Source organism: Burkholderia sp. AW33-5, assembly GCF_053427615.1.
The window spans coordinates 1-25,317 of the sequence record NZ_JBSAXA010000016.1; the positions used below are offsets into that span (position 1 = coordinate 1).

Annotated in this window: 19 protein-coding genes; 13 read left to right on the forward strand and 6 right to left on the reverse strand. The window is 66.9% G+C overall.

The annotated features are described in order from the left end of the window. Window positions 1-236 precede the first annotated feature (236 nt). The 3 genes from betA to betI are packed head-to-tail and all read right to left on the reverse strand — an operon-like array spanning window position 237 to window position 4,046. A complete protein-coding gene (betA, locus tag ACV22V_RS22845; protein ID WP_059692016.1) occupies window positions 237-1,937 on the reverse strand; it encodes a choline dehydrogenase in 1,701 nt (566 codons plus the stop codon). A gap of 22 nt (window positions 1,938-1,959) precedes the next feature. Next, window positions 1,960-3,429 (reverse strand): betaine-aldehyde dehydrogenase, encoded by a 1,470-nt coding sequence (gene betB, locus ACV22V_RS22850; RefSeq protein WP_448015620.1) that lies wholly within the window; start codon window positions 3,427-3,429, stop codon window positions 1,960-1,962. A 32-nt stretch (window positions 3,430-3,461) separates the two neighbouring features. After that, window positions 3,462-4,046, reverse strand: a complete 585-nt coding sequence (gene betI, locus ACV22V_RS22855; RefSeq protein ID WP_059466864.1) for a transcriptional regulator BetI — start codon at window positions 4,044-4,046, stop codon at window positions 3,462-3,464. Window positions 4,047-4,766: 720 nt separating this feature from the next. Between betI and ACV22V_RS22860 the strand changes: the two genes are divergently transcribed. The 8 genes from ACV22V_RS22860 (at window position 4,767) to fdhA (ending at window position 14,612) form a co-directional block, all read left to right on the forward strand. Further along, window positions 4,767-5,669 carry an alpha/beta fold hydrolase gene (locus ACV22V_RS22860; RefSeq protein WP_448015621.1) on the forward strand — a complete coding sequence of 301 codons (903 nt, stop codon included), beginning with the start codon at window positions 4,767-4,769 and terminating at the stop codon, window positions 5,667-5,669. Window positions 5,670-5,736: 67 nt separating this feature from the next. After that, entirely contained in the window at window positions 5,737-6,306 is a 570-nt protein-coding gene (locus tag ACV22V_RS22865; protein WP_448015622.1) for a methyltransferase family protein, read from the forward strand. A 17-nt stretch (window positions 6,307-6,323) separates the two neighbouring features. After that, window positions 6,324-7,607: a glycosyltransferase gene (locus tag ACV22V_RS22870; RefSeq protein WP_448015623.1), complete on the forward strand. Its 1,284-nt coding sequence runs from the start codon at window positions 6,324-6,326 to the stop codon at window positions 7,605-7,607. Then, entirely contained in the window at window positions 7,604-9,190 is a 1,587-nt protein-coding gene (locus ACV22V_RS22875; RefSeq protein WP_448015624.1) for a DHA2 family efflux MFS transporter permease subunit, read from the forward strand. Before ACV22V_RS22870 ends, ACV22V_RS22875 begins: the two co-directional genes overlap by 4 nt. Window positions 9,191-9,200: 10 nt before the next feature. Next, window positions 9,201-10,139: a glycosyltransferase family 2 protein gene (locus ACV22V_RS22880; RefSeq protein ID WP_448015625.1), complete on the forward strand. Its 939-nt coding sequence runs from the start codon at window positions 9,201-9,203 to the stop codon at window positions 10,137-10,139. Window positions 10,140-10,147: 8 nt separating this feature from the next. Beyond that, window positions 10,148-11,950 (forward strand): efflux transporter outer membrane subunit, encoded by a 1,803-nt coding sequence (locus tag ACV22V_RS22885; protein ID WP_448015626.1) that lies wholly within the window; start codon window positions 10,148-10,150, stop codon window positions 11,948-11,950. Continuing rightward, on the forward strand, window positions 11,950-13,140 hold the full coding sequence (locus ACV22V_RS22890; protein WP_448015627.1) for an HlyD family secretion protein: 1,191 nt from the start codon (window positions 11,950-11,952) through the stop codon (window positions 13,138-13,140). The genes ACV22V_RS22885 and ACV22V_RS22890 overlap by 1 nt, the downstream gene beginning before the upstream one ends. 275 nt (window positions 13,141-13,415) lie before the next feature. Next, complete coding sequence (gene fdhA / locus ACV22V_RS22895; protein WP_044844368.1) at window positions 13,416-14,612, forward strand: formaldehyde dehydrogenase, glutathione-independent; 1,197 nt, start codon at window positions 13,416-13,418, stop codon at window positions 14,610-14,612. A 93-nt stretch (window positions 14,613-14,705) separates the two neighbouring features. Here fdhA and ACV22V_RS22900 read toward each other — a convergent pair whose 3' ends face one another. Further along, window positions 14,706-15,557 carry an ATP-dependent serine protease gene (locus ACV22V_RS22900; protein ID WP_448015628.1) on the reverse strand — a complete coding sequence of 284 codons (852 nt, stop codon included), beginning with the start codon at window positions 15,555-15,557 and terminating at the stop codon, window positions 14,706-14,708. 8 nt (window positions 15,558-15,565) lie between these two features. Then, a complete protein-coding gene (locus tag ACV22V_RS22905; protein ID WP_448015629.1) occupies window positions 15,566-16,987 on the reverse strand; it encodes an aminotransferase-like domain-containing protein in 1,422 nt (473 codons plus the stop codon). A gap of 296 nt (window positions 16,988-17,283) precedes the next feature. Here ACV22V_RS22905 and ACV22V_RS22910 point away from each other — a divergent pair, with 296 nt between their 5' ends. After that, window positions 17,284-18,696, forward strand: coding sequence for a discoidin domain-containing protein (locus tag ACV22V_RS22910; RefSeq protein WP_448015630.1), 1,413 nt, complete (start codon window positions 17,284-17,286; stop codon window positions 18,694-18,696). 55 nt (window positions 18,697-18,751) lie between these two features. Here ACV22V_RS22910 and ACV22V_RS22915 read toward each other — a convergent pair whose 3' ends face one another. Then, window positions 18,752-19,777, reverse strand: a complete 1,026-nt coding sequence (locus tag ACV22V_RS22915) for a GlxA family transcriptional regulator (RefSeq protein WP_059534177.1) — start codon at window positions 19,775-19,777, stop codon at window positions 18,752-18,754. A gap of 447 nt (window positions 19,778-20,224) precedes the next feature. Between ACV22V_RS22915 and ACV22V_RS22920 the strand changes: the two genes are divergently transcribed. From ACV22V_RS22920 to ACV22V_RS22935, 4 genes are all read left to right on the forward strand, one after another. Continuing rightward, complete coding sequence (locus ACV22V_RS22920; RefSeq protein ID WP_059692029.1) at window positions 20,225-21,499, forward strand: serine hydroxymethyltransferase; 1,275 nt, start codon at window positions 20,225-20,227, stop codon at window positions 21,497-21,499. A gap of 33 nt (window positions 21,500-21,532) precedes the next feature. After that, entirely contained in the window at window positions 21,533-22,504 is a 972-nt protein-coding gene (locus ACV22V_RS22925; protein ID WP_044844362.1) for a dipeptidase, read from the forward strand. A gap of 139 nt (window positions 22,505-22,643) precedes the next feature. After that, the gene (locus tag ACV22V_RS22930; RefSeq protein WP_006488993.1) at window positions 22,644-23,177 is read left to right on the forward strand and encodes a DUF5943 domain-containing protein; all 534 of its coding nucleotides are present in this window, start codon (window positions 22,644-22,646) and stop codon (window positions 23,175-23,177) included. A gap of 74 nt (window positions 23,178-23,251) precedes the next feature. Beyond that, window positions 23,252-25,315: an NADH:flavin oxidoreductase gene (locus ACV22V_RS22935; RefSeq protein WP_059819544.1), complete on the forward strand. Its 2,064-nt coding sequence runs from the start codon at window positions 23,252-23,254 to the stop codon at window positions 25,313-25,315. Window positions 25,316-25,317: the final 2 nt, after the last annotated feature.

Below are 25,317 nucleotides of genomic sequence, written 5' to 3' on the forward strand. Positions count from 1 at the left end.
GGTTTGACTGCAATTGGCGCCCGCCAGTACATCTCACTCGGTAGCAAGAGAATTCGACACCGCGAATGGCGGGTCGACAAGATCCTCGGTGAACATCATTGGTGAGCGTTGGAACCCGTGTCTCCTACCGGTGCCACGGGTCCCGACGCGCCAAAGAAACGGCCTTCAAGTAAGTGAAACGATGTCTGCGAATTGCACGTACAGAGCGCAAAGACAAGGTCGTGCACTCGTCCCCGTCAAACCGTCTCCGGCTGCCTCACCGCCTTCGCGATATTGCGCGCCATCGCGCCGTTCGCGACGAAGTAAGGCACGTCCACCCGCGCCAGCGGCGTGCGACCGCGAATCTTGTCGGCGATCTTCTCCGCGATCATGATCGTCGGCGCGTTCAGGTTGCCGGTCGTGATGATCGGCATGATCGATGCATCGACCACGCGCAGCCCTTCGAGCCCGTGCACGCGGCCTTCCTCGTCGACCACGGCCATGTCGTCGTAACCCATCTTGCACGAGCACGACGGATGGAACGCGGTTTCCGCGCGGGCCCGCACGAACGCGTCGAGTTCCTTGTCGGTCTTGCAGTCGGCACCCGGGTTCAGTTCGCGGCCGCGGTAGCGGTCGAGCGCGGGCTGCCGCATGATCTCGCGCGTCGCGCGGATCGCATCGCGGAACTCGCGCCAGTCGAGCGATTCGGCCATGTAGTTGAACAGGATGCTCGGGTGATCGTTCGGATCGCGCGAGCGCAGCTTCACGCGGCCGCGGCTCGGCGAACGCATCGAGCCGACGTGCGCCTGGAAGCCGTGCATCTCGATCGCGTTCGAGCCGTTGTAGTTGATCGCGACGGGCAGGAAGTGATACTGGATGTTCGGCCACAGATCGTCGTCGCGCGTGCGGATGAAGCCGCCCGCCTCGAAGTGGTTGGTCGCGCCGAGGCCGGTGCCGTTCAGCATCCATTCGAGGCCGATCTTCGGCTGGTTCCACCACTTGAGCGCCGGATACAGCGACACCGGCTCCTTGCACTCGTACTGGATGTACATCTCCAGGTGATCCTGCAGGTTCTGGCCGACGCCGGGCAGATCGAGCACGACAGGGATGTCGAGTTCCTTCAGCCATGCGCCGGGGCCGACGCCCGAGCGCTGCAGCAACTGCGGCGACGCGATCGCGCCGCTGCACACGAGCACTTCGCGGCGCGCATGCGCGGTCGCGCGCTCGCTGCCGCGCAGGTACGTGACGCCCGATGCGCGCTTGCCGTCGAACAGGATGCGGTCGGCGAGCGCATGCGTGACGATCTCGAGGTTCGGCCGCACCTTCGCCTGGTCGAGGTAGCCGCGCGCGGTGCTCGCGCGGCGGCCCTTCGGCGTGACGGTGCGGTCCATCGGGCCGAAGCCTTCCTGCTGATAGCCGTTCAGGTCGTCGGTGCGCGGATAGCCGGCCTGCACGCCCGCATCGACCATCGCCTCGAACAGCGGGTTCACGCCCGGCTTGCTGGTCGTGACCGACACGGGGCCGTCGCCGCCGTGATAGTCGTTCGGGCCGACGTCGCGCGTCTCGGCCTTCTTGAAGTACGGCAGGCAGTCGAGATACGTCCAGTTCTCGAGCCCCTTGTGCGTCGACCAGTTGTCGTAGTCGAGCGCGTTGCCGCGGATGTAGCACATCCCGTTGATCAGCGACGAGCCGCCGAGCCCCTTGCCGCGGCCGCATTCCATCCGGCGGTTGTCCATGTGCGGCTCGGGGTCGGTCTCGTAGGCCCAGTTGTAGCGACGGCCCTGCAGCGGATAGGCGAGTGCCGCCGGCATCTGCGTACGGAAGTCGAAGCGGTAGTCGGGGCCGCCCGCTTCAAGCAGCAGCACCGTGACGTTCGGATCTTCCGTCAGGCGCGTCGCGAGCACGTTGCCCGCGGAACCGGCGCCGCAGATGATGTAGTCGTATTCGCGTGTCGTCATGACGGTGTATCTCCTGTCGTTCTCAAAACACCGGGTTGTAGCGGCCGAGCTCGACCTGAACCGATTTGATTCGAGTGTAGTGTTCGAGCGTCGTGATGCCGTTCTCGCGTCCGACACCGGATTGCTTGTATCCGCCAACCGGCATCTCGGCCGGCGATTCGCCCCACGTGTTGATCCAGCAGATGCCGGCTTCGAGGCGGTGGATCGTGCGATGCGCGCGCGACAGGTTCTCGGTCACGACGCCGGCCGCGAGGCCGTAGTGCGTGTCGTTCGCGCGGGCAATCACTTCGTCCTCCGATTCAAAATCGAGGATGCTCATCACCGGCCCGAAAATTTCTTCGCGGACGATCTTCATGTCGTCGCGGCAGTCGCCGAACACGGTCGGCGCGACGTACTGGCCGTTGCCGAAGTGGCCGTCGGTCAGGCGCGTGCCGCCTGCGAGCAGCTTCGCGCCTTCGGCCTTGCCGCTCTCGATGAAGCCGAGCACCTTGTCGAGCTGCGCGGCCGATACGAGCGGCCCGAAGTTGGTGTCGGCATCGGTCGGCTTGCCGACGCGAATGCGCTTCACGCGTTCGAGCACCTTCTGCGTGAATGCATCCTTGACCGAGCTGTGCACGAACACGCGCGTGCCGTTGGTGCAGACCTGGCCCGAGCTGAAGAAGTTGGCGGTGACCGCGATGTCGGCGGCGCGGTCGAGGTCGGCATCGTCGAACACGATCAGCGGCGACTTGCCGCCGAGCTCCATCGTCACTTCCTTCAGCGACGATGCGCCTGCGAGCGACATCACCTTCTTGCCGGTCTCGACGCCGCCGGTGAACGACACCTTCGCGATGTCCGGATGGCCCGTCAGCAGCGCGCCGACCGAACCGTCGCCCTGCACGACGTTGAACACGCCGGCCGGCACGCCGGCTTCCGTATAGATTTCGGCGAGCTTCAGCGCGGTGAGCGGCGTGACTTCGCTCGGCTTGAACACCATCGCATTGCCGGCCGCGAGCGCGGGCGCCGTCTTCCAGCACGCGATCTGGATCGGGTAGTTCCATGCACCGATGCCCGCGCACACGCCGAGCGGCTCGCGGCGCGTATACACGAACGACTCGGCGCGCAGCGGCACCTGCAGCCCCTCGATCGCGGTCGCGAGGCCCGCGTAGTACTCGATCACGTCCGCACCGGTGACGATGTCGACCGCGAGCGTCTCGCCGACCGGCTTGCCGGTGTCGCGCGTCTCGATCGCCGCGAGTTCGTCGTTGCGTTCGCGCAGCAGGTCGACCGCGCGGCGCAGGATCCGCGAGCGCTGCATCGCGGTCATCGCGGCCCATTCACGCTGGCCTTCCTGCGCCGATGCGACCGCGCGGTCGACGTCGGCCGCGCTCGCCTGCTGCACCTGCGCGAGCAGTTCGCCCGTGGCGGGATCGAAGGTATCGAAAGTCTTGCCGCTGGTGGCGTCGACGTAACCGCCGCCGATGTAGAGGCGCTGCAAACCGTATACGGACATGAGGATCTCCTTGAGGGCGACTGCGCGACGCGTCAGTCCGACGCGAGCAGCAGGTCGATGTAATCGTGGGCGAGCTTCAGTGCAGCCCGTGTGTCGATCGGGCCGCCGGCGAGCGCGCCGCGCAGCCACAGGCCGTCGATCAGCGCGGCGAGGCCGCTGGCGGCTTCCCGCGCCTTCGCGCGCGGCAACGCCTTCGCGAATTCCGCGCACAGATTCGAATGGAGGCGCCGCGTGTTGACGTGCTGCAGGCGCTTGAGCATCGCGTCGTGCATGCTCTGCGACCAGAACGCGAGCCAGGTCTTCATCACGGGCGCGCTGACCTGCGTGTCGTCGAAGTTCGCGGCGACGATCGCGCGCAGCCGGGAACGCGGGTCCTTGCGTGCCGCGACGCGGCGGCGCGTGGTGGCCGCCCACAGATCGCGCAGCACGTGCCGCATCGTGGCTTCGAGCAGGCCGTCCTTGTCGCCGAAGTAATGGCTGACGATACCCGTCGAGATGTTCGCGCGCTGCGCGACCGATGCGAGTGTCGTGCCGGGCAGGCCGGCCTCGTCGATCGAGCGCAGCGTCGCGTCGATCAACTGTGCGCGACGAATCTCCCGCATTCCGACTTTCGGCATCGCGACTCCCTTCGCCCGGACGGGCCGTTCCTGGAAGTCGAGAGCTTAGCGGTTTTTTATTGAACGTTCAATCAACAAAAAATCGGGGTCCGACGGGAAATCGTGTGATCGGCTTGAGGGGCAGATACCGCTGCGACGATTGTGCAGGTGCGGAAAAACGAATTGAAAGGAGGTTAAATAAATTGAAGTTTGTTTAAAACGATTTCCGAAAAGATGACGCAATGGTTGGGAAAGTTTCCTGATTCGATTTATTACACGTCGAAAGAATGTCGAGCTATGTGAGATTTTCGAAAATCAGAAAATTCTGATCTCGCATACCGTCATAGGGAATTTCCTGGGATTCGTTTCAATCAATCGATTTAAACTGCATATCGCATTGAATTTAAAGGGAATATGATGGATTTGAGATCGTTCGTCGGCTTGGCCGCAAACGATTGCTGTCAACCCGCGATCGATTCCGTCTACCATAAAAAATGACAAAAATATTTGAATCGGGCGTATTTCCAGATGGAGTAGAGGGGATCGTTGGAATGACTTGAGTAAGTAATATTGCCCGTATTAGTATGGCGCCGAATCAAAAGGAATGAATCGGCGCCGCGGGTTTTTCCCGCGGTGCGTCGGCAATGGGCGCGGCCAACGACCGCGACAGGGCCGGCGCCCGCCATTGCGCACCTGCAGCATGCCGCGACGCCGAGACGCCGCATCCACCGGAGAACGACGATGCCGACCGAAAAACACGTGGTCCCGCTACCGAATGGTCTGAAGGTCTACGTCGAACGGAACGTGTTCGATCCGTCGTTCGACACGGCGATGCTCGTCAACGGCGCGCTCGCAACGACCGCATCGTTCGGGCAGACCGTCCAGTATCTCGGCGAGCGGATGAACACGATCTGCTTCGACCTGCCGTATGCGGGGCAGTCGCGCCAGCACAACCCCGGCTGCTTCATCCTGACCAAGGACGACGAGGCCGCGATCCTCCAGCATCTGGTCGAGCGCTTCGCGCCGGCGTTCCTCGTATCGGTGTCGTGGGGCGGCGTCGCGTCGCTGTTCGCGCTCGCGCGCGGCTGCCCGAGCGTGCGGCGCGCGGCGATCTGCTCGTTCTCGCCGTTCCTGAACGACGCGATGGTCGACTACGTGACGCGCGCACGCGACCACATCGCCGCCGGCGAGAACCTGAAGGCCGCGCAGTTGCTGAACGATACGGTCGGCCGCTACCTGCCGCGCATCATGAAGCTGTACAACTACCGTTATCTGACGCGCCTGCCGCGCGACGAGCAGGACCAGGTCGCGTTCCACGTCGACCAGATCCTGTCGCTGCAGCCGGAGCGCTACCTGAGCGAGTTCTCGAACATCGGCTGCGAGCTGCTGTTCCTGAACGGCGAGCGCGACGAATACACGACGCCGTCCGATGTCCGCCAGCTCGCCGCGCACGTGCCGCGCGCGCGCTTCGCGACGATTCCCGACGCCGGCCATTTCCTCGACATCGAAGGCCGCGCGCAGCGCGAAACCACGCGCGCGGCGCTGCTCGACTTCTTCTGCGACACACCGCCCGTCGCCGCGGGCATCGCGCTCGGCGCCGCGCACGCATGCGTGTCCGCGCCGATGCCGGCGCTGTCGTCATGACGCAGCACGTCGCGCACCGGGCACACCGGGCGCATCCGAATTCTCTTCCACACGAGGCAGGCCAGCCGTGAATATCGTTCAGACCATCGCCATCGTCGTTCCCTGGGCCGCGTGGCTCGCCTATTGGATCATGACGTCGCAGGCCGTGAAGACGACCGTGCGCAAGGAGGCGTCGCGCTCGCGCACGCTGCAGTCGATTCCGCTGATCGTCGGCGGCGCGCTGATCATCCTGCCCGATCCGTCGTGGCAGGCACTCGTGCCCGACTGGCAGCACTTCGGCCTGCAGGCGCAATGCGGGCTCGCGGTGCTCGTCGCGGGGCTGCTGTTCTCCGTGTGGGCGCGGCTGCATCTCGGCACGAACTGGAGCGTGTCCGTCACGCTGAAGGAAAACCACGAACTCGTCCGCACCGGTCCGTACGGCCTCGTGCGCCATCCGATCTACACCGGCTGCCTGATCGCGCTGGCCGGCGCCGCGCTGATCGGCGGCGAGTGGCGCGGCGCGCTCGGCGTCGCGCTCGTGTTCGCATCGCTCGCGTACAAGGTGCGCGTCGAGGAGAGCTGGCTCACCGGTCATTTCGGGCCGGCGTACACGCAGTATCGCCGCGAGGTCGCGGCGCTGATCCCCGGCTTCTACTGACCCCCGCGAGGCGCGCGATGGCGAAGGTGATCGTAACCGCGATCGGCTCGGCGGGCGACGTGCATCCGCTGCTCGGCGTCGCGCGTGCGCTCGCGCTGCGCGGCCACGACGTCGTGTTCTGCACGCATCCGCCGTTCGCGGCGGCCGCGCGCCGTTGCGGCTTCACGTTCGTACCGGTCGGCACGGCGGCCGAGTACGAGGCCGCGATGGCGAACCCGGCGCTGTGGGATCCGCGCACGTCGTTCCGCACGCTGTGGCAGGTGATCGCGCCGGTGCTGCGCCCGCACTACGACACGCTGCGCGCGCTGACCGATCGCGACACCGTGCTGGTCGGCACGTTGTGGGCGTTTTCCGCGCGCTTCATGCAGGAGTTGCACGGCACGCCGTATGTGTCGGTGCAGGTGTCGCCGTCGACGCTGCTGTCCGCGCACGTGCCGCCGACGCATCCGCGCCTGACGATTCCCGCGCGCTGGCCGCTGCCGGTGAAGGCGGCGCTGATGACGCTGATCGAGCGACAGGTGCTCGATCGCGTGTGCGGGCCGGCGCTCAACGCGGTGCGCTGCGACCTCGGTCTTGCGCCCGCACGGCGCGTGCTCGGACGCTGGCTGCATTCGACCGACGGCGTGCTGTGCCTGTTTCCCGACTGGTTCGCCCCGGCGCAGCGCGACTGGCCTGCTGGCGTTCTGCAAAGCGGCTTTCCGTTGTTCAACGACATCGCGACACCCGACGACGATCGCGCGCTCGACGCGTTTCTTGCCGCCGGCGAGCCGCCCGTGGTCTTCACTGCAGGGTCGACGCTGGTCGATCACGCCGCATATGCGCGCGCGGTCGCGGGCGCGCTGCATGCCACCGGCGCGCGCGGCATCCTGCTGAGCCCGCACGATGCGGCACCGGACGGCGACCGGCTGCTGGTGCGCCGTTTCGTGCCGATGCGCACGCTGCTGCCGCGTTGTCGCGCGCTCGTGCATCACGGCGGGATCGGCACCGCGGCGCTCGCGTTCGAAGCCGGAATTCCGCAGGTCGCGACGCCGTTCGCGCACGACCAGTTCGACAACGCGCAGCGCATCGCGGCCAGCGGCGCCGGCGTGCGCGTCGACGGTGCGGTCGACGGCGTGCGTCTCGGTGCGGCGCTCGCGCGCGTGCTGGATGAGCCCGAATTCTCCGTGCATGCCGAACGCACGTGTGCGCTGATTCACGCGGCGCCGGACGGCTGCGAAACGGCTGCCGATTACATCGAGCGCTTCGCGCCGAGCCACGAGCGCGCGATCTCGCGGCCCGTTGTCGCGATGGCGGGCACATGAGCACGGCATCGCCGCTTCGGGACACACCCGCCGCCTTCGACGCGAGCGAACCCGCACCCGTCGCGTCGCCGGTGCGCGGCGCGCGGCTCGCGCTGCTGACGTTCGCGCTGTCGCTCGCGACCTTCATCGAAGTGCTCGACTCGACCGTCACCAACGTCGCGGTGCCCGCGATCTCGGGCAGTCTCGGCGTCTCGAACAGCCAGGGCACGTGGGTGATCAGTTCGTATTCGGTCGCGGCCGCGATCGCGGTGCCGCTGACCGGCTGGCTCGCGCGGCGCGTCGGCGAGCTGCGGTTGTTCGTCGGCGCGGTGCTGCTGTTCACGCTGACGTCGCTGCTGTGCGGCCTCGCGCGCGACCTGCACGTGCTGGTGGTCTGCCGTGCGCTCCAGGGGCTGTGCTCGGGGCCGATGGTGCCGTTGTCGCAGACGATCCTGCTGCGCACGTTCCCACCGGACAAGCGCACCGTCGCGCTCGCGCTATGGGCGATGACGGTGCTGCTCGCGCCGATCTTCGGGCCGGTGGTCGGCGGCTGGATCGTCGACAGCTTCTCGTGGCCGTGGATCTTCCTGATCAATTTGCCGATCGGGCTGTTCTCGTTCGCGGTCTGCACCGCGATGCTGCGCCCCGACGCGCAGCGCGGCGCGGCCGGCCCGATCGACGTGCCGGGCATCGTGCTGCTCGTGATTGGCGTCGGTTCGCTGCAGGCGATGCTCGATCTCGGCCACGACAAGGGCTGGTTCGATTCGCCGCTGATCGTCACGCTCGCGGTGGTCGCGGGGCTCGCGATCGTGTCGCTGCTGATTTGGGAGGCGGGCGAGGCCCACCCGGTCGTCGACCTGAGCCTGTTTCGCGATCGCACGTTCTCGTTCTGCGTGCTGATCATCTCGCTCGGCATGATGAGTTTCTCGGTGGTGGGCGTCGTGTTCCCGCTGTGGATGCAGGCCGTGATGGGTTACAACGCGTTCCACGCGGGGCTCGCCACCGCGTCGCTCGGCGTGCTCGCGCTCGTGTTCTCGATCCTCGTCGGCCTGCACGCGCACCGCTTCGACGCGCGCGTGCTCGCGACCTTCGGCTTCCTCGTGTTCGCGGCCGTGCTCGCATGGGACGCGCATTTCACGCTGAAGATGACGTTCGCGCAGATCGCCGCGCCCGGGCTGATCCAGGGGATCGGGCTGCCGTGTTTCTTCATTCCGCTGACCGCCGCGACGCTGTCGCGCATTCCGGACGACCGGCTCGCGGCCGCGTCGAGCCTGTCGAACTTCCTGCGCACGCTGTCGGCCGCATTCGGCACCGCGATGAGCGTGACGCTGTGGGACAACCGTGCGACCTATCACTACGACGTCGTGTCGCAATCGGTCACGCACGCATCGGCGAACACGCAGCGCTTCGTGCACACGCTGAACGCGATGGGCGTGGACGGGGTGCGCGAGCTATCCACGCTGCACCAGGTCGTGATGCAGCAGGCGTACATGATGGCGACGGGCGACATGTTCTGGATGGCGAGCATGACCTGCCTCGTGCTCGCCGCGATGATGTGGCTCACGCGGCCGAAGCGCGGCGCGGCGGCTTCATTCGGACATTGAGGAGAGCGACATGACGACACTCGGCGCACTCGTGATCCTGTATCACCCGACCGACGCGCAGGTCGCGGCGCTCGTCGCGTGGCGCCATGCGTGCGACGCGCTGCTCGTCGTCGACAACACGCCGCAGCCGGACGCACGCGCAAGCGAAGCATGCGCGCGCGACGGCATCACGCTGCTGCATCACGGCAATCGCGGCGGAATCGCGGGCGCGTACAACGCGGGGCTCGCGGCGCTGTTTCGCGACAACGTCGATGCGGTCGCGTTGTTCGACCAGGATTCGTCGGTGCCGGCCGATTACTTCACGACGATGCGCGACGCGTGCGCGGGGCTCGCGGGGCGTGCGTTCCTCGCCGGCCCGCGCATCTTCGACGAGAACGCGCGCAGCTTCCTGCCCGAGCTGGCGACCAACGGGATCGCATTGCGCCGGCTGCGCGTCGATCCCGACGCGCAGTTGCAGCGCTGCGCGTTCCTGATCTCGTCGGGCTGCGTCGTGTCGCGTGCCGCGTTCGACGTGCTCGGCCGCTTCGACGAGACGCTGTTCATCGATCACGTCGACACCGAGTACAGCTTCCGCGCGCTCGCGCGCAACGTGCCGCTCTACGTCGTGCCGTCGCTGGTGCTGCCGCACCGGATCGGCGCGAAACGGCGTCACGCGTTCGGCCCTTTCGAAATGACGTCGATGAATCACTCGTGGCAACGGCGCTACTACAGCGCGCGCAATGCGGTGCAGCTCGGGATGCAGTACGGGTTGCGCTTTCCGGTGGCGATCGTGCCGAACCTGCTGACCGTGTGGCAGGTCGTGCAGATCGCGCTCGTCGAGCGCGACAAGCGCGACAAGCTCGCCGGTATCCTGTTCGGTATCGCGGACGGCCTGTTCGGCCGGCTCGGTCCGCTCGAGCGCACGCGGCCGCGTCTGGCCGCACGGGCGCAGCGCGTCCAGCAAGGGTGAGGGAAGCGATGCGGCGTGTGAAAGAAAATGCGGCAGAGCGGGCGCGTAGCGTGAAGGGCGGTGCGTTGATCGGAGCCGCGGCGGTGGCGATGGCATTGGGCGGATGCGCGCCGACGGGCTTCCTGCCGTCGCTGTCGTTGCACGCGCCGGCCGACGATGCGCTCGCGCGCACGGCCGGGCCCGGCGTGGACGGTGCATGGCCCGCACCCGACTGGGTGAAGCAGCTGCAGGACCCGCAGCTCGACGCGCTGGTCGCCGAGGCATCGCAAAACAACCCCGACCTGCAGGTCGCGCAGGCGCGGCTGCGGATCGCGCAGGCGCAGCTTCAGCAGTTCGATTCGCTGACGGGGCTGACGGGCACGGCCGGCGCAACGGTCAGCCGCGCGCGGATGCCGAAGCCGGGCGACGACGTCGCCAACGTGTCGGTCGGCGGCTATCGCGTGCCGGTCGAGATATTTGGCGATCCGAACGTATCGCCGTCGTCGGTGTTCGTCGGGCTCAACTACCAGCTCGACCTGTGGGGCAAGAACCGCGCGGCGACGAAGAGCCTGATGTCGCTGCGTGAAGCGGCTCGGGTCGAGGCCGAGCAGGTGCGGCTCACGCTGGCGGTCGCGATCGTCACCGTGTACTGCCAGCTCGACCAGGCGTACGCGACGCAGGATCTGCTGCAGCAGAAGCTGAAAGTCAGTCAGCGTGTGACGACCGTGCTGCGCGAGCGTACCGCGCGCGGGCTCGACAACGCGTACGACGCGAGCGACGCATCGATCAAGCGCAGCAAGCTGCTCGCGCAGATCGCGCTGAACGACGAGCAGATCAAGCTCGCGCAACTGCAGCTCGGTGTGCTGTCGGGCCGCGGCCCGGAGCGCGGGCTCGCGCTGCAGCGGCCACGCGTCGGCGCATTGGCCGGCGGCGCGCTGCCCGCGCGGCTGCCGGCCGATCTGCTGGGCCGTCGGCCCGACATCGTCGCCGCGCGGCTGCGTGTCGAAGCCGCGTTCGCGAATGCCGATTCGACGCGCGCGCAGTTCTATCCGGACGTGAACCTCGTCGCGCTCGGCGGCGTGTTCGCGCTGACGCCCGCGTCGCTGTTCTCGCGCGACGCGCTCGGCGCGTCCGTCGGCCCGGCGATCTCGCTGCCGGTGTTCGATCGCGGCCGGCTGAAAGCGAAGCTCGGCGCGGACGTCGCGCAGGCCGACGTCGCGATCGGGCTGTACAACAAGACCGTCGACGACGCGCTTGGTCAGGTCGCGCAGATCGTCACGTCTCTTCGTACGTCGCAGACGCTCGTCGCGCAGCAGCAGGATGCGGTCGCGGCCGCGCAAAAGATCGTGGAGATTGCGACCGACCGCCACCGGCGCGGCGTGCTGATGCAGAAGGACGTGGATGTCGCGGATCTCACGCTGATCGACGAGCGCGCGCAGATGATCGCGTTGCTCGGCCGGCAGCGGACGCTGCGTGTCGGATTGATCGGCGCGCTGGGCGGCGGGTTCGACGCGGGCGCGACGGTCGCGCAGGCGCCGACCGGGCATCGGGCGCGTGGCGGGGCGGCGAAGCGTGGCACTTCGCCCGCCGCCGCGACCGCGAGCCAGTCGGTGCCGGGGCCGTCGGCCGATGCGCGTGCGCAGAGCGTGGCCGCCCCGCAGGTCGTCGCTGCATCGAATGCGGCGGCCGCACGACGCGACGACGCGGCACGCACGCCGGCCATCGGCGCCACGCCTCGCGGCGCTCCCGTTTCCTCTCGCACGGCGGCGGCGAATCCAGCGCCGATCCCCCTGTTCCAGCATGACCGCCTGATCGTTACGCAAAGCGACTGATGCACCACGACAACCTTCATACCGCCGCGCAGCCGGCTGCACTGAACGATCCCGCACTCGACGCGCGCCGGGCGACGCGCCGCAAGCGCTTCATGTTGTTCTTCGCGGTCGTGCTGCTGGCCGCGCTCGTCTGGATCGCGTTCTGGCTGTTGCGCGACCGCTATGACGAAGACACCGACGACGCGTACGTCGCGGGGAGCATCGTGCAGGTTGCCGCGCAGATTCCCGGCGCCGTGACCGACGTGCTGGTCGCCGATACGCAGGCCGTGCGCGCCGGGCAGACGCTGGCGAGGCTCGACGACACCGAGGCGTCCGTCGCGTTCGCGCAGGCGAAGGCGCAACTCGTGCAGGCCGTGCGGCAGGTCGCGAACGCGAAGATCTCGAACACGATGTACGTCGAAGCCGTGAACGCGCGCCAGGCCGACCTGTCGCTCGCGCAGCGCGCGCTCGCCGCGCGTTCGGGCGCGTCGGTCGAGATCGTCGCGCCCGAGGAACTGGCGCGCGCGCGCGCGGCGGTCGCCGGTGCGCAGGCCAATCTCGCGGCCGCACAGGCGCAGCTCGACGCGGCGCGCGCGCTCGGTACCAGATTGCCCGTCGACGAAAGCCCGTCCGTCGTGCAGGCGGCCGCGCAGTTCAAGCTCGCGTACCGGAACCTGAAGCGCACGACGATCGTCGCGCCGGTCGACGGCACGATCGGCCAGCGTTCGGTGCAGGTCGGCCAGCAGGTCGGGCCCGGCGTGCCGCTGATGTCGATCGTGCAACTCAATCGGTTGTGGATCGAGGCAAATTTCAAGGAAGGGCAGATCCGCCACATGCGCATCGGGCAGCCGGTCGAGGTCGTGTCGGATCTCTACGGCTCGCGCGTGACCTATCGCGGCCGCGTGCAGGGCTTCTCGGCCGGCACCGGCAGCGCGTTCTCGATGCTGCCGTCGCAGAACGCGGCCGGCAACTGGATCAAGGTCGTGCAACGCGTGCCGGTCGTGATCGCGATTGATCCCCGCGATCTGGCCGCGCATCCGCTGCGGGTCGGGCTGTCGATGCGCGCGACGGTCGATACGCGCAACCGCGACGGCCATGCGCTCGACAGCGAGCCGCCGACGCCGGCCGTCAGCACGCGCGTGCACGACGGAGTGGCGAGCGACGCGGAAGCGGCGGCAGCCGCGATCATCCGCGAGAATCAGGGCGGCTAATGCGCGCCCACCGGCGCGCCTGAGCGGCCGGGCGCGCCGCCCGGGGGGGGGGGGGCGCGCTCACGCGTTCCGTGCCGTCCACGATCCCGCCCTCGGGCCGTTCTCCCTGACCCGACTTTCGCATTTCCGCCATCGATGTCGGCACCGTTCAAACGCATGTCGCGTTTGAGACATCGGGGCCCCCACCTCCGGGACTACTCTCGAACAGCACGTTGCGTAGCACCGCATCTGCCGGCGCACAGCAGCGCCATCCAACGAGACATGGAGACAATACGATGAGCAGCAATCGAGGTGTCGTCTATCTTGGGCCGGGCAAGGTCGAAGTTCAGAAGATCGATTATCCGAAGATGGTCGATCCGACCGGCCGCGCGATCGGCCACGGCGTGATCCTGAAAGTGGTGAGCACGAACATCTGCGGTTCCGACCAGCACATGGTGCGCGGCCGCACGACCGCGCCGATCGGCCTCGTGCTCGGTCACGAGATCACGGGCGAAGTGGTCGAGGTGGGCCGCGACGTCGAGACGCTGAAGATCGGCGATCTGGTGTCGGTGCCGTTCAACGTCGCATGCGGCCGCTGCGCGATGTGCAAGGACACGCATACCGGCGTATGCCTGAACGTGAACCCGTCGCGTGCCGGCGGTGCTTACGGCTACGTCGACATGGGCGGCTGGATCGGCGGCCAGGCCGAGTACGTGCTCGTGCCGTACGCGGACTTCAACCTGCTGAAATTCCCCGACCGCGACCAGGCGATGGCGAAGATCCGCGACCTGACCTGCCTGTCCGACATTCTGCCGACCGGTTATCACGGCGCGGTGAGCGCGGGCGTGAAGCCGGGCTCGACGGTCTACATCGCGGGCGCGGGCCCGGTCGGCATGGCGGCGGCCGCGTCGGCGCGCCTGCTCGGTGCGGCGGTGACGATCGTCGGCGACATGAACGCGGAACGCCTCGCGCACGCGCGGGCGATGGGCTTCGAGACGGTCGACCTGTCGAAGGACGCGTCGCTCGGCGAGCAGATCGAGCAGATCCTCGGCGTGCCGGAGATCGATTGCGCGGTCGACTGCGTCGGCTTCGAGGCGCACGGACACGGTTCGTCGGGCCATTCCGAGGAAGCGCCCGCGACGGTGCTGAACTCGCTGATGGAAATCACGCGGCCGGCCGGCGCGATCGGCATCCCGGGCCTGTACGTGACGGACGATCCGGGCGCGAAGGACAAGGCCGCGCAGCACGGCAGCCTGAGCATCCGCTTCGGCCTCGGCTGGGCGAAGTCGCACTCGTTCTTCACGGGCCAGACGCCGGTGCTCAAGTACAACCGCAACCTGATGCAGGCAATCCTGTTCGACCGTCTGCCGATCGCGAAGATCGTCAACGTCGAGGTGATCTCGCTCGATCAGGCGCCGGAAGGCTACAAGAAGTTCGACGGCGGCGCGCCGCGCAAATTCGTGATCGATCCGCACGGCTTGCTGGCGGCCTGACGCACGAACGACGCGCATGAAGCGGGCGGTACCGGAGACGGTGCCGCCCGTTTTTCGCTGTGGGCGTGGCTGCGGTCGCGATGCGCCGCGCGCTCAATGCCCGCGATAGACCATCGCCAATTCGGCTCCGCTCGCCATGGTTCGTCGACCATGACGCGTATGCACGCCCACGTGGCGTATCGCGTGCCCGCGTCGCGTCGCGGCGGCGCCGCCTTTCCAGTCGGCGACGCGAACGCCGCCGCCGCGCGCGCCGTTCGGTCCGTGAACCGACGGCGCGTGCCGCGCGAGCGTCGTCGTCGGGCGTCCTGCCACGTGTCGAGGTGTGCCCGCATTGCCGGGTTGAGCGGCCTTGCTTGACCGATCGGCGTCGGTGTCGACGTTGGCGTCGGCGAGCCGAGCGGTATCGACTGCCGCACGCTCGGCCGGATGAAATGCCTGGACGGGCGCGGCCGCGGGTGCGGGCGCGGGCCCGACGGGCAACGTCGGCGCATCGGCCGCATGCAGACTGGCGTAGGCCGTCACCGGGCGCGATGCGCCAGGTCCGCGACAGACGGGATCCGCCCGGCACGTCCGGTCGTACGTCACATAGCCGCCGACCAGCATCACGAGGGTCAGGATGCTCAGCAGCGGCGCGCTCGACGCGCTCGGCCGCTGGACCGCCGCGCCGCGCACCGCGGCCGCGACGCGCGACGACCACGTCGGGACGGGCTGCACCTCGTGCGAGGGCGTGGCCTGCGCGGCGGGCGCATCGTCGCTCGATTGGTGCAGCGGCGCGAACGGCCAGTCTCCCAGTCCGCAGACGGGGCACTGCTCGCTGGCGCGGAACGCCATGAAGCCGCACTGCCGGCAGCGCTGGCTGACGGCGGCGCGCGGCTCGGCACGCAGGTTCAGTGCGCCGCGCAGCGTGTCGCGCGTGCGGACTTTCCGGTTGGGCAGGACTTGCATGATCGTTGCTACCTCGTCTGCTGTTGCCGCCCCGCGAGCGTTCCGATCGTCTGCATCGCGTCTTCGACGGCAGGGGTCCACGGTCGGCCATAGTTCAGCCGGACGTAGCGGTGAAAGGCGCCCGTCATCGAAAAGATCGGCCCGGGCGCAAGGCTGACCCCGTTCTCCATCGCGTCGCCGAACAACTGCATCGCATCCACGTGCGGCGGCAATTCGATCCACAGGAAATATCCGCCGCGCGGGGCATACACCTCCGTGTCGGCCGGGAAGTACGCGCGAACGGCCGCGAGCATCTGCGCCTGGTGCGCGGCCAGGTTGCGCCGGAGCCTGCGCAGGAAGCGGTCGTACGCGCCGTTGCGCAGGTAACTGGACACGGCCATCTGCGCAGGCACGTCGGCCGCGGGCGCGCTCGCGTTCTTCACCTGCCTGATCTGCTTCACGTAACGTCCGGCCGCGACCCAGCCGACCCGGAACCCGGGGGCGAGGCACTTCGAGAACGAACCGCAATGCAGCACGAGCCCGTTGTCGTCGTACAGCTTCGCGGGACGCGTGGGCGTCGGGCCGAAATGTAGTTCTCCGAACACGTCGTCTTCGATCAGCGGCACCTGATGCGATGCGAGCAGTTGGATCAGCGCGCGCTTGCGCTCGTCGGGCAGCGTCGCGCCGGTCGGGTTGTGGAACGAGGTCATGAACCAGCACGCGCGCACCGGATGCGTGTCGAGTGCTTCGGCGAGTGAGTCGAGATCGAGGCCGGTGCGCGGGTCGACCGGAATCTCGATGGCCTTCAGATGCAGCCGCTGCACGGCCTGCAGCACCGTGGGGAAGGCAGGGCGTTCGATCGCGACGATGTCGCCGGGGCGCGTGAGCGCCTGCAGGCTCAGCGTCAGCGCTTCCGCCGCGCCGGTGGTGATGACGATTTCTTCCATCGGCAACGACGCGCCCGCGTTCAGGTACCGCAACGCAATCTGGCGGCGCAGCGCTTCGTTGCCGGGCGGCAAGCCGGCCAGCAGTTTCGCGCGGTCCATGTTGCGGGCGGCCGTCGCCGCGTATCGCCACAGGCTGCTCATCGGAAACAGCGAATAGCTGGCGAATGCGGAACCCAGCGGCACGATGTCGTCTCGCTTGAGGGAGTCGATCAGCTGGAACAGTGCATCGTCGTCGCCGGTCTGCGTCGCGGCCGGTTTGCGCGGTGTGTCGTGACTCGCGCGCACGCGCCTGTCATCGAGGTTCGCAACGAAATAGCCGGAACGCGCGCGCGCGACGATCAGGCCCTCGCTTTCGAGCGCGTAGTACGCGCGAAACACGGTGGAAGGACTTACACGATAGGCGCGGCACGCCGAGCGCACGGTCGGGATGCGTGCACCTGCCGGCAAATCGCCGCGCCGGATCGAATCGGCAATCGTCTGCGCGAGCACCGCATATCGCTTCATGCCTGGCCTCCGGCCGATCACGGCCGTCGCTGAAAAAAGAGTAGCACGGCGTCCGCCGCGTTCAATCCCGCCCCCAATCGTTCATCCGCGAGTTCATCCGCAACTTGCTGATACGCACGTTTTCGACCGACTCTGATCCTTTTCTTCAGACCAGCGAACCGGCATTCTTCGCAAGCCTTATTCCCGACGCGTGATCGATACGGTGTTCACGCTCCCCGACGGCGGATCCGTCACGCCCGCGCACCGTGTGCGGGACCGGGTCCGCACCGCCCTTACCTTACCCGGAAGCAACCAGCGTGAAATCGAAGTTCCTCGTCGCGGGCCTCGTGGCCGGCGTCGCACTCAACCTGTCTGGCGGCGCCGCCGAAGCGGCCTGCATCAACTATCCCCCGACTCAATCCAATGCGACGTTTCCCGCCGCACTGACCGGCAAGCTCGTCTATCACAGCTACGTGAAGTACGGCGACGGTACGAGCCAGCTGTTCCTGTACGACTTTTCGGCCCGCACGCTCACGCAGTTGAGCAAGAGCAGCTGGGGCATCACCGATCCGATGAACGGCGTGTTCAGCCCCGACGGCAAGTGGCTTGCGTTCATGGGCATCAGCAATGGCGCCTGGAACGTGTTCATGCTGCAGCTCGGCGCCGGCACGCCGCCGGTCAACCTGACGCACAGCACGGGCGCGACGCGCAACGAGGATCCGAAGTTCAGCGCCGACGGCAAGACGCTCGTGTTCAAGCAGAACGGCGACGTGAAGCAGGGCACGCTGTCGTACACGAGCGCGGGCCCGGTGTTCACGTCGGTCGTGAGCCTGACCAATGCACCGTCCGGCGCCGAATATTCGATGCCGTTCCTCGCGCCGGACGCAAGCGCCGTCTACTACGCGACGGGCACCGGCTCGAACATGGGGCTGATGAAGCGCACGATCGCGACCGGCGCGACCGCCGTGTTCGATCAGCCGGCCGGGCTGCAGACGTATTACCCGATCGTGCGTGCGGACGGCATGGTGTTCTACGCGCGCTGGAAGGACACGGGCGGCGCCGACCAGATCTACGTAAAGACCGCGGACCCGGCGTCGACGCCGAACCAGTTGGCGCTCAACGACTGCATGAGCAACAACTCGGACCCCGCGCCGGTGAGCGGCACGAACTACGTGTTCTTCTCGTCGACGACGGCGGGTGGGTACCAACTCTACGTGGGCGACGTGACGACCGGCCAGCGCTGGAGCCTGTCGCAGTTCGGCGTGAACGCGGACACGACCAAGGCGAAGCTCGGCTCGAGCTACTACGGTGGCCCGGCCGTCGCACAGCCGACGCTGCTGTCGCAAGGTCGTCCGGCTGCCGCGTCGGCGAGCTACAACGCATCGCTGACGGCGGACAAGGCGTTCGACGGCAACACGACGAGCACGCGCTGGGATTCGCCGGAAGGCGCGGGTGTCGATCCGCAATGGATCTCCGTCGATCTCGGCGCGGTGAAGAAGATCAGCAGCGTCGATCTCTACTGGGACGCGGGCGCGCTCGTCTACCAGATCCAGACGTCGACCGACAACGCGAACTGGACGACGGTCTACTCGACGAACAACGGCGTGTCGTACGGTCACGTCACGCTGCCGAACCTGAACGCGCAGGGCCGCTACGTGCGGATGCTCGGCACGAAGCGGGCGACGCAGTGGGGTTACTCGCTCGACGAAATGCAGGTGTGGGGATCGTAAGCACCAGCAAAAAGGCGGCCTTCGAGGCCGCCTTTTTTATCGCGCCGCGCCCGCGTCACGCATGAATCAGATGAGCCGGAAACGCCGGTGCGGTAGCCGCCGCGCCCTGCGCGAGCGGTGCGACCTGCTTGCGGCGCTCGCGCGTCGGCGCGACGCCGAACGCATCGCGATAGCTCTTGCTGAAGTGGCAGGCCGACTGGAAGCCGCACGCCATCGTGATGTGCATGATCGACATGTCGGTCTGCAGCAGCAACTCGCGCGCGCGGCGCAGCCGCAGCGTCAGGTAATAGTGCGTGGGCGTCATCCCGAGATGCTCGCGGAACAGACGCTGCAGCTGGCGCTGCGACATGTTCGCGAGTCGTGCGAGTTCCTCGCGCGACAGCGGCTCCTCGATGTTGTTCTCCATCAGCGAGATCACCTCGAACAGCGACTTGTTCGCCGAGCCGAGCCGCGCGACGAGCGGCATCCGCTGTTGCGCGCTCGTGTCGCGCACGTGTTCGACGATGAACTGCTCGGCGATCTGCGTGACGCGCGCGGTGCCCACGCGCGCGGCGATCAGGTTCAGCATCATGTCGAGCGGCGCGACGCCGCCCGTGCACGTGATGCGGTCGCGGTCGATCACGAACAGTTCCTTCAGGAAGCGCGTGTCCGGAAACTCTTCCTTCAGCGCCGACATGTTTTCCCAGTGGATCGCGCACGCATAGCCCGCGAGCAGCCCCGACTTCGCGAGCGCATAGGTGCCCGTGCACAGGCTGCCGAGCGGCAGCCCCATGCGCGCGAAGCGGCGCAGCGTCGACAGATGGGCGGGCGTGGTCGCGCGTTGCACGTCGACACCGCCGCACACGAATACGATATCCGGCTGCCCCACGCATTCGGCCGGTCCCGTGTCGACCGTGAGGCCGTTGCTCGCCGTGACGGGGCCGCCGTCCGGGCTGATGATCGACCAGCGATAGAGCGGCTGGCCGCTCAGGTAATTCGCCATCCGAAGCACCTCGATCGCATTGGTGAACGCGATCATCGTGAAGTCCGGTAAGGGCATGAACGCGAAGTGGGACAGCGACGCTGTGCGGTCGGGGGACATGGGGAGCGTTCCTTGAATCTCTAATAGCTTTTGGCCCGAGAGGCACGGATCGGGCTGCCGTATTGTGTGAGCGAGCGCAACAAGCGTGCCATACGGCTAAACCCTAGCTCCATACGTTGTATGGGCCCAAGGCGGATGCTGCACTGCACCGTAAGCGGGCTGCGCTGCACTCGGCGCGCAGATCAGGCACCGGCGAAGTGCCTGTCCATGGATGAACCGCACACGGCGGTTTGCCGGGTCATCTGAAAAAGCACGACCGGTCACTTGTACAAAACGGACGCGCATGGCGGAAAAGGCAAAGAACGCGTCTAAATTCATCAATCCGCCGAAAATCCGAACGACAAGAATAGAGCCGTCGGCAGCCTTGCACTGGATGCGCTGGAAACCCAGGTATGGCGGGCCTCGAGCTTCGGTTACACGCCCTTTATTCTTCGTCACGGACGCACTATGTCGAACACCCAGCCTTTCTTCTCGCAGCCCCTTGCCGAGCGCGACGCGCCGGTGCGCAGCGCCATCCTGAAGGAACTCGAGCGCCAGCAGTCGCAAGTCGAGCTGATCGCGTCGGAAAACATCGTGTCGCGCGCGGTGCTGGAGGCGCAGGGTTCGGTGCTGACCAACAAGTATGCGGAAGGCTACCCGGGCAAGCGTTACTACGGCGGCTGCGAATTCGCGGACGAGGTGGAGGCGCTGGCGATCGAACGCGTGAAGCAGATCTTCAACGCCGGCTACGCGAACGTGCAGCCGCACTCGGGCGCGCAGGCGAACGGGTCGGTGATGCTCGCGCTGGCGAAGCCGGGCGACACCGTGCTCGGCATGTCGCTGGACGCCGGCGGCCACCTGACGCACGGCGCGAAGCCGGCGCTGTCGGGCAAGTGGTTCAACGCCGTGCAATACGGCGTGAACCGCGACACGATGCGGATCGACTACGACCAGGTTGAAGCGCTCGCACACGAGCACAAGCCGAGCCTGATCATCGCCGGCTTCTCGGCGTACCCGCGCGCGCTGGACTTCGCGCGCTTCCGTGCGATCGCCGACAGCGTCGGCGCGAAGCTGATGGTCGACATGGCGCACATCGCGGGCGTGATCGCCGCCGGCCGCCATGCGAACCCGGTCGAGCACGCGCACGTCGTCACGTCGACCACGCACAAGACGCTGCGCGGCCCGCGCGGCGGTTTCGTGCTGACCAACGACGAAGAGATCGCGAAGAAGATCAACTCGGCCGTGTTCCCCGGCCTGCAGGGCGGCCCGCTGATGCACGTGATCGCCGGCAAGGCCGTCGCATTCGGCGAAGTGCTGCACGCGGACTTCAAGACCTACATCGACAACGTGCTCGCGAACGCGCAGGCGCTCGGCGAAGTGCTGAAGGCGGGCGGCGTGGACCTCGTCACCGGCGGCACCGACAACCACCTGCTGCTGGTCGACCTGCGCCCGAAGGGCCTGAAGGGCGCGCCGGTCGAGCAGGCGCTGGAACGCGCGGGCATCACCTGCAACAAGAACGGCATTCCGTTCGACACCGAGAAGCCGACCGTCACGTCGGGCATCCGCCTCGGCACGCCGGCCGGCACGACGCGCGGCTTCGGCGTCGCGGAGTTCCGCGAGATCGGCCGCCTGATTCTCGAAGTGTTCGACGCGCTGCGCGCGAACCCGGAAGGCGACCACGCAACCGAACAGCGCGTGCGCCGCGAGATCTTCGCGTTGTGCGAGCGCTTCCCGATTTACTGATCGACACCGACAACACTGGAGCGAGAGACAGATATGAGCACGCTGCATCAGGACAGCATCATCATCGACGGCCTGAACATCTCGAAGTTCGAGAAGCCGGTGTTCGAGGACATGCGAAAGGGCGGCATCACGGCCGCGAACTGCACGGTGTCGGTGTGGGAGAACTTCACCAAGACCGTCGACAACATCGGCGTGATGAAGCAGAAGATCCGCGAGAACGGCGAGCTGCTGACGCTCGTGCGCACGACCGACGACATCTTCCGCGCGAAGAAGGAAGGCAAGACCGGCATCATCCTCGGCTTCCAGAACGCACACGCGTTCGAGGACAACCTCGGCTACATCGAGGCGTTCGCCGACATGGGCGTGCGCGTCGTGCAGCTTTGCTACAACACGCAGAACCTGGTCGGCACGGGCTGCTACGAGCGCGACGGCGGCCTGTCGGACTTCGGCCGCGAAGTGATCACCGAGATGAACCGCGTCGGCATCATGGTCGACCTGTCGCATGTGGGCGGCAACACGTCGTCGGAAGCGATCGCGTTCTCGAAGAAGCCGGTGTGCTACTCGCACTGCCTGCCGTCGGGCCTGAAGGAACATCCGCGCAACAAGAGCGACGCGCAGCTGAAGGAAATCGCCGACGCCGGCGGCTTCGTCGGCGTGACGATGTTCGCGCCGTTCCTGAAGCGCGGTATCGAGGCGAACATCGACGACTACATCGAAGCGATCGACTACGTCGTGAACCTGATCGGCGAAGACGCGGTCGGCATCGGCACGGACTTCACGCAGGATTTCGCGAAGGAATTCTTCGACATGCTGACGCATGACAAGGGCCGCTATCGCCAGCTGACGAACTTCGGCAAGGTGATCAACCCGGACGGCATCCGCACGATCGGCGAATTCCCGAACCTGACCGCGGCGATGGAACGCCACGGCTGGAAGGAGTCGCGCATCCGCAAGATCATGGGCGAGAACTGGGTGCGCGTGTTCAAGGACGTGTGGGGCGCGTAAGCGCACGCCGAACCGAACCGCCGCCCGCGATTCAACACAAGAACAATCGGGACGTGCCGGCGCCTGTCGCGCGGGCACGCGGACGATGTCGCGCCTGGACCCGAGCCGCGCGGCTTTTTTTCCTCACGGAGTCACCACGATGCAACCGCAACTGCCGATCAACGTCGATCCCGATACCGGCGTCTGGACCACCGACGCGCTGCCGATGCTGTACGTGCCGCGCCACTTCTTCACGAACAACCACGTCGCCGTCGAGGAAGCGCTCGGCGTCGAGGCGTATGCCGAGATCCTCTACAAGGCCGGCTACAAGTCCGCATACCACTGGTGCGACAAGGAAGCGAAGCTGCACGGGCTGACCGGCATGGCCGTGTTCGAGCACTACCTGAAGCGCCTGTCGCAACGCGGCTGGGGCCTGTTCTCGATCATCGAGGCCGATCCGGCCAGCGCGCGCGCGAAGATCGAGCTGCGCCACTCGTCGTTCGTGCTCCAGCAGCCGGGCAAGGAAGGCAAGCTCTGCTACATGTTCGCGGGCTGGTTCGCCGGCGCGATGGACTGGGTCAACGACACGACGCCGGAAGGCAAGGGCGCGCCGCGGGCGCAATCGAAGGAAGTGCAGTGTGCGGCCGAGCACCACGACCACTGCGTCTTCGAAGTGTCGCCGATCGCGCACTGATGCGCTGACATCACGACACAGCAACACAACAACACCCGCAACACGAGACATTCGAACGCCAGAGGTCGCCTGCGATGCGTTATCCCCACCTGTTCAAACCCATGCAGCTGAACCAGCTGACGCTGCGCAACCGGATCGTCAGCACCGCGCACGCGGAGGTGTATGCCGAGCCGGGCGGCCTGCCGGGCGACCGCTACATCCGCTATTACGAAGAGAAGGCGAAGGGTGGCGTCGGCCTCGCGATCTGCGGCGGCTCGAGCCCCGTGTCGATCGACAGCCCGCAGGGCTGGTGGAAGTCGGTGAACCTGTCGAACGACAAGATCATCGACCCGCTCACGCGTCTCGCCGACACGATGCACAAGCACGGCGCGAAGATCATGATCCAGGCGACGCACATGGGCCGCCGCTCGTCGTTCCACGGCGAGCACTGGCCACATCTGATGTCGCCGTCGGGCGTGCGCGAGCCGGTGCACCGCGGTAACGCGAAGATCATCGAGATCGAGGAAATCCGCCGCATCATCGGCGACTTCGCGGCGGCCGCGAAGCGCGTGAAGGCAGCCGGCATGGACGGCATCGAAATCTCCGCCGCCCACCAGCACCTGATCGACCAGTTCTGGAGCAAGCGTTCGAACCATCGCACCGACGAATGGGGCGGCAGCCTCGAGAATCGTCTGCGCTTCGGCATCGAGGTGCTGACGGCCGTGCGCGAAGCGGTCGGCAAGGACTTCTGCGTCGGTCTGCGGATGTGCGGCGACGAATTCCACGAGGACGGTCTCGATCACGAGGCGCTGAAGGAAATCGCGCAAGCGATGTCGGAGACGGGCCTGATCGACTACCTGAGCGTGGTCGGCTCGGGCGGCGATACGCACAACACGATCGCGAACTGCATGCCGCCGATGGCGCTGCCGCCGGAGCCGTTCGTGCACCTCGCGGCCGGCATCAAGTCGGTGGTGAAGATTCCCGTGATGCACGCGCAGAGCATTCGCGATGCGGGCCAGGCAGAGCGCCTGCTCGCGAACGGCATGATCGACCTGGTCGGCATGACGCGCGCGCAGATCGCCGATCCGCACATGGTGATCAAGATCCGCGACGGCCGCGAAGACGAAATCAAGCAGTGCGTCGGCGCGAACTACTGCATCGACCGCCAGTACAACGGCCTCGACGTGCTCTGCATCCAGAACGCCGCGACGTCGCGCGAAGCGACGATGCCGCACATCATCGAGAAGTCGCGCGGCCCGAAGCGCAAGGTGGTGGTGGTCGGCGCGGGCCCCGCGGGGCTCGAGGCCGCACGCGTCGCGAAGCTGCGCGGCCACGACGTGGTGCTGTTCGAGAAGAACGCCGAAGTGGGCGGCCAGGTGATGATCGCCGCGAAGGCGCCGCAGCGCGAACAGATGTCGGGGATCATCCGCTGGTTCGACATGGAAACGAAGCGCCTGGGCGTTGATCGCCGCCTGGGCGTCGCCGCCGACGAGAAGATGATCATGGCCGAGAAGCCGGACATCGTCGTGCTTGCGACCGGCGGTTCGAGCTTCACGTGGCAGGTGCCGGCCTGGGGCGTGGCCGAAGGGCTGGCCGTCAGCTCGTGGGACATCCTGACCGGCAAGGTCGAGCCGAAGCAGAACGTGCTGCTGTTCGACGGCGTGAGCACCCATGCGGGCGCCGGCGTGGCCGACTTCATGGCGAGCCGCGGCTCGAAGGTCGAGGTCGTGACGCCCGACGTGAAGGTGGCCGACGATTGCGGCGGCACGACGTTCCCGATCTTCTATCGCCGCCTGTATGCGCTCGGCGTGATCCCGACGCCGAACACCATGCTCGATCGCGTGTACGAGGAAGACGGCAAGATGATCGCCGTGCTGCGCAACGAATATACCGAGGAGCTGGAAGAGCGCGCGGTCGACCAGGTGGTGATCGAGAACGGTTCGTCGCCGAATGACGAACTGTACTGGAAGCTCAAGCCGGAGTCCGTGAACCGCGGCCAGATCGATCCGCACACGCTGTTCGCGGCCGAGCCGCAGCCGTGCCTGTCGGAAGAACTGGGCAACGGCCGCTTCCTGCTGTTCCGTGTCGGCGACTGCATCTCGATGCACAACGTCCACGGTGCGATCTACGACTCGCTGCGTCTCGTCAAGGATTTCTAAAG

Bases quoted from the DNA above. Each gene is read 5' to 3' on its own strand.
- betA (WP_059692016.1), bottom strand. From the start codon at position 1,937: ATGACGACACGCGAATACGACTACATCATCTGCGGCGCCGGTTCCGCG.
- betB (WP_448015620.1), bottom strand. From the start codon at position 3,429: ATGTCCGTATACGGTTTGCAGCGCCTCTACATCGGCGGCGGTTACGTC.
- betI (WP_059466864.1), bottom strand. From the start codon at position 4,046: ATGCCGAAAGTCGGAATGCGGGAGATTCGTCGCGCACAGTTGATCGAC.
- ACV22V_RS22860 (WP_448015621.1), top strand. From the start codon at position 4,767: ATGCCGACCGAAAAACACGTGGTCCCGCTACCGAATGGTCTGAAGGTC.
- ACV22V_RS22870 (WP_448015623.1), top strand. From the start codon at position 6,324: ATGGCGAAGGTGATCGTAACCGCGATCGGCTCGGCGGGCGACGTGCAT.
- ACV22V_RS22875 (WP_448015624.1), top strand. From the start codon at position 7,604: ATGAGCACGGCATCGCCGCTTCGGGACACACCCGCCGCCTTCGACGCG.
- ACV22V_RS22880 (WP_448015625.1), top strand. From the start codon at position 9,201: ATGACGACACTCGGCGCACTCGTGATCCTGTATCACCCGACCGACGCG.
- ACV22V_RS22885 (WP_448015626.1), top strand. From the start codon at position 10,148: ATGCGGCGTGTGAAAGAAAATGCGGCAGAGCGGGCGCGTAGCGTGAAG.
- ACV22V_RS22890 (WP_448015627.1), top strand. From the start codon at position 11,950: ATGCACCACGACAACCTTCATACCGCCGCGCAGCCGGCTGCACTGAAC.
- fdhA (WP_044844368.1), top strand. From the start codon at position 13,416: ATGAGCAGCAATCGAGGTGTCGTCTATCTTGGGCCGGGCAAGGTCGAA.
- ACV22V_RS22900 (WP_448015628.1), bottom strand. From the start codon at position 15,557: ATGCAAGTCCTGCCCAACCGGAAAGTCCGCACGCGCGACACGCTGCGC.
- ACV22V_RS22905 (WP_448015629.1), bottom strand. From the start codon at position 16,987: ATGAAGCGATATGCGGTGCTCGCGCAGACGATTGCCGATTCGATCCGG.
- ACV22V_RS22915 (WP_059534177.1), bottom strand. From the start codon at position 19,777: ATGTCCCCCGACCGCACAGCGTCGCTGTCCCACTTCGCGTTCATGCCC.
- ACV22V_RS22920 (WP_059692029.1), top strand. From the start codon at position 20,225: ATGTCGAACACCCAGCCTTTCTTCTCGCAGCCCCTTGCCGAGCGCGAC.
- ACV22V_RS22925 (WP_044844362.1), top strand. From the start codon at position 21,533: ATGAGCACGCTGCATCAGGACAGCATCATCATCGACGGCCTGAACATC.
- ACV22V_RS22930 (WP_006488993.1), top strand. From the start codon at position 22,644: ATGCAACCGCAACTGCCGATCAACGTCGATCCCGATACCGGCGTCTGG.
- ACV22V_RS22935 (WP_059819544.1), top strand. From the start codon at position 23,252: ATGCGTTATCCCCACCTGTTCAAACCCATGCAGCTGAACCAGCTGACG.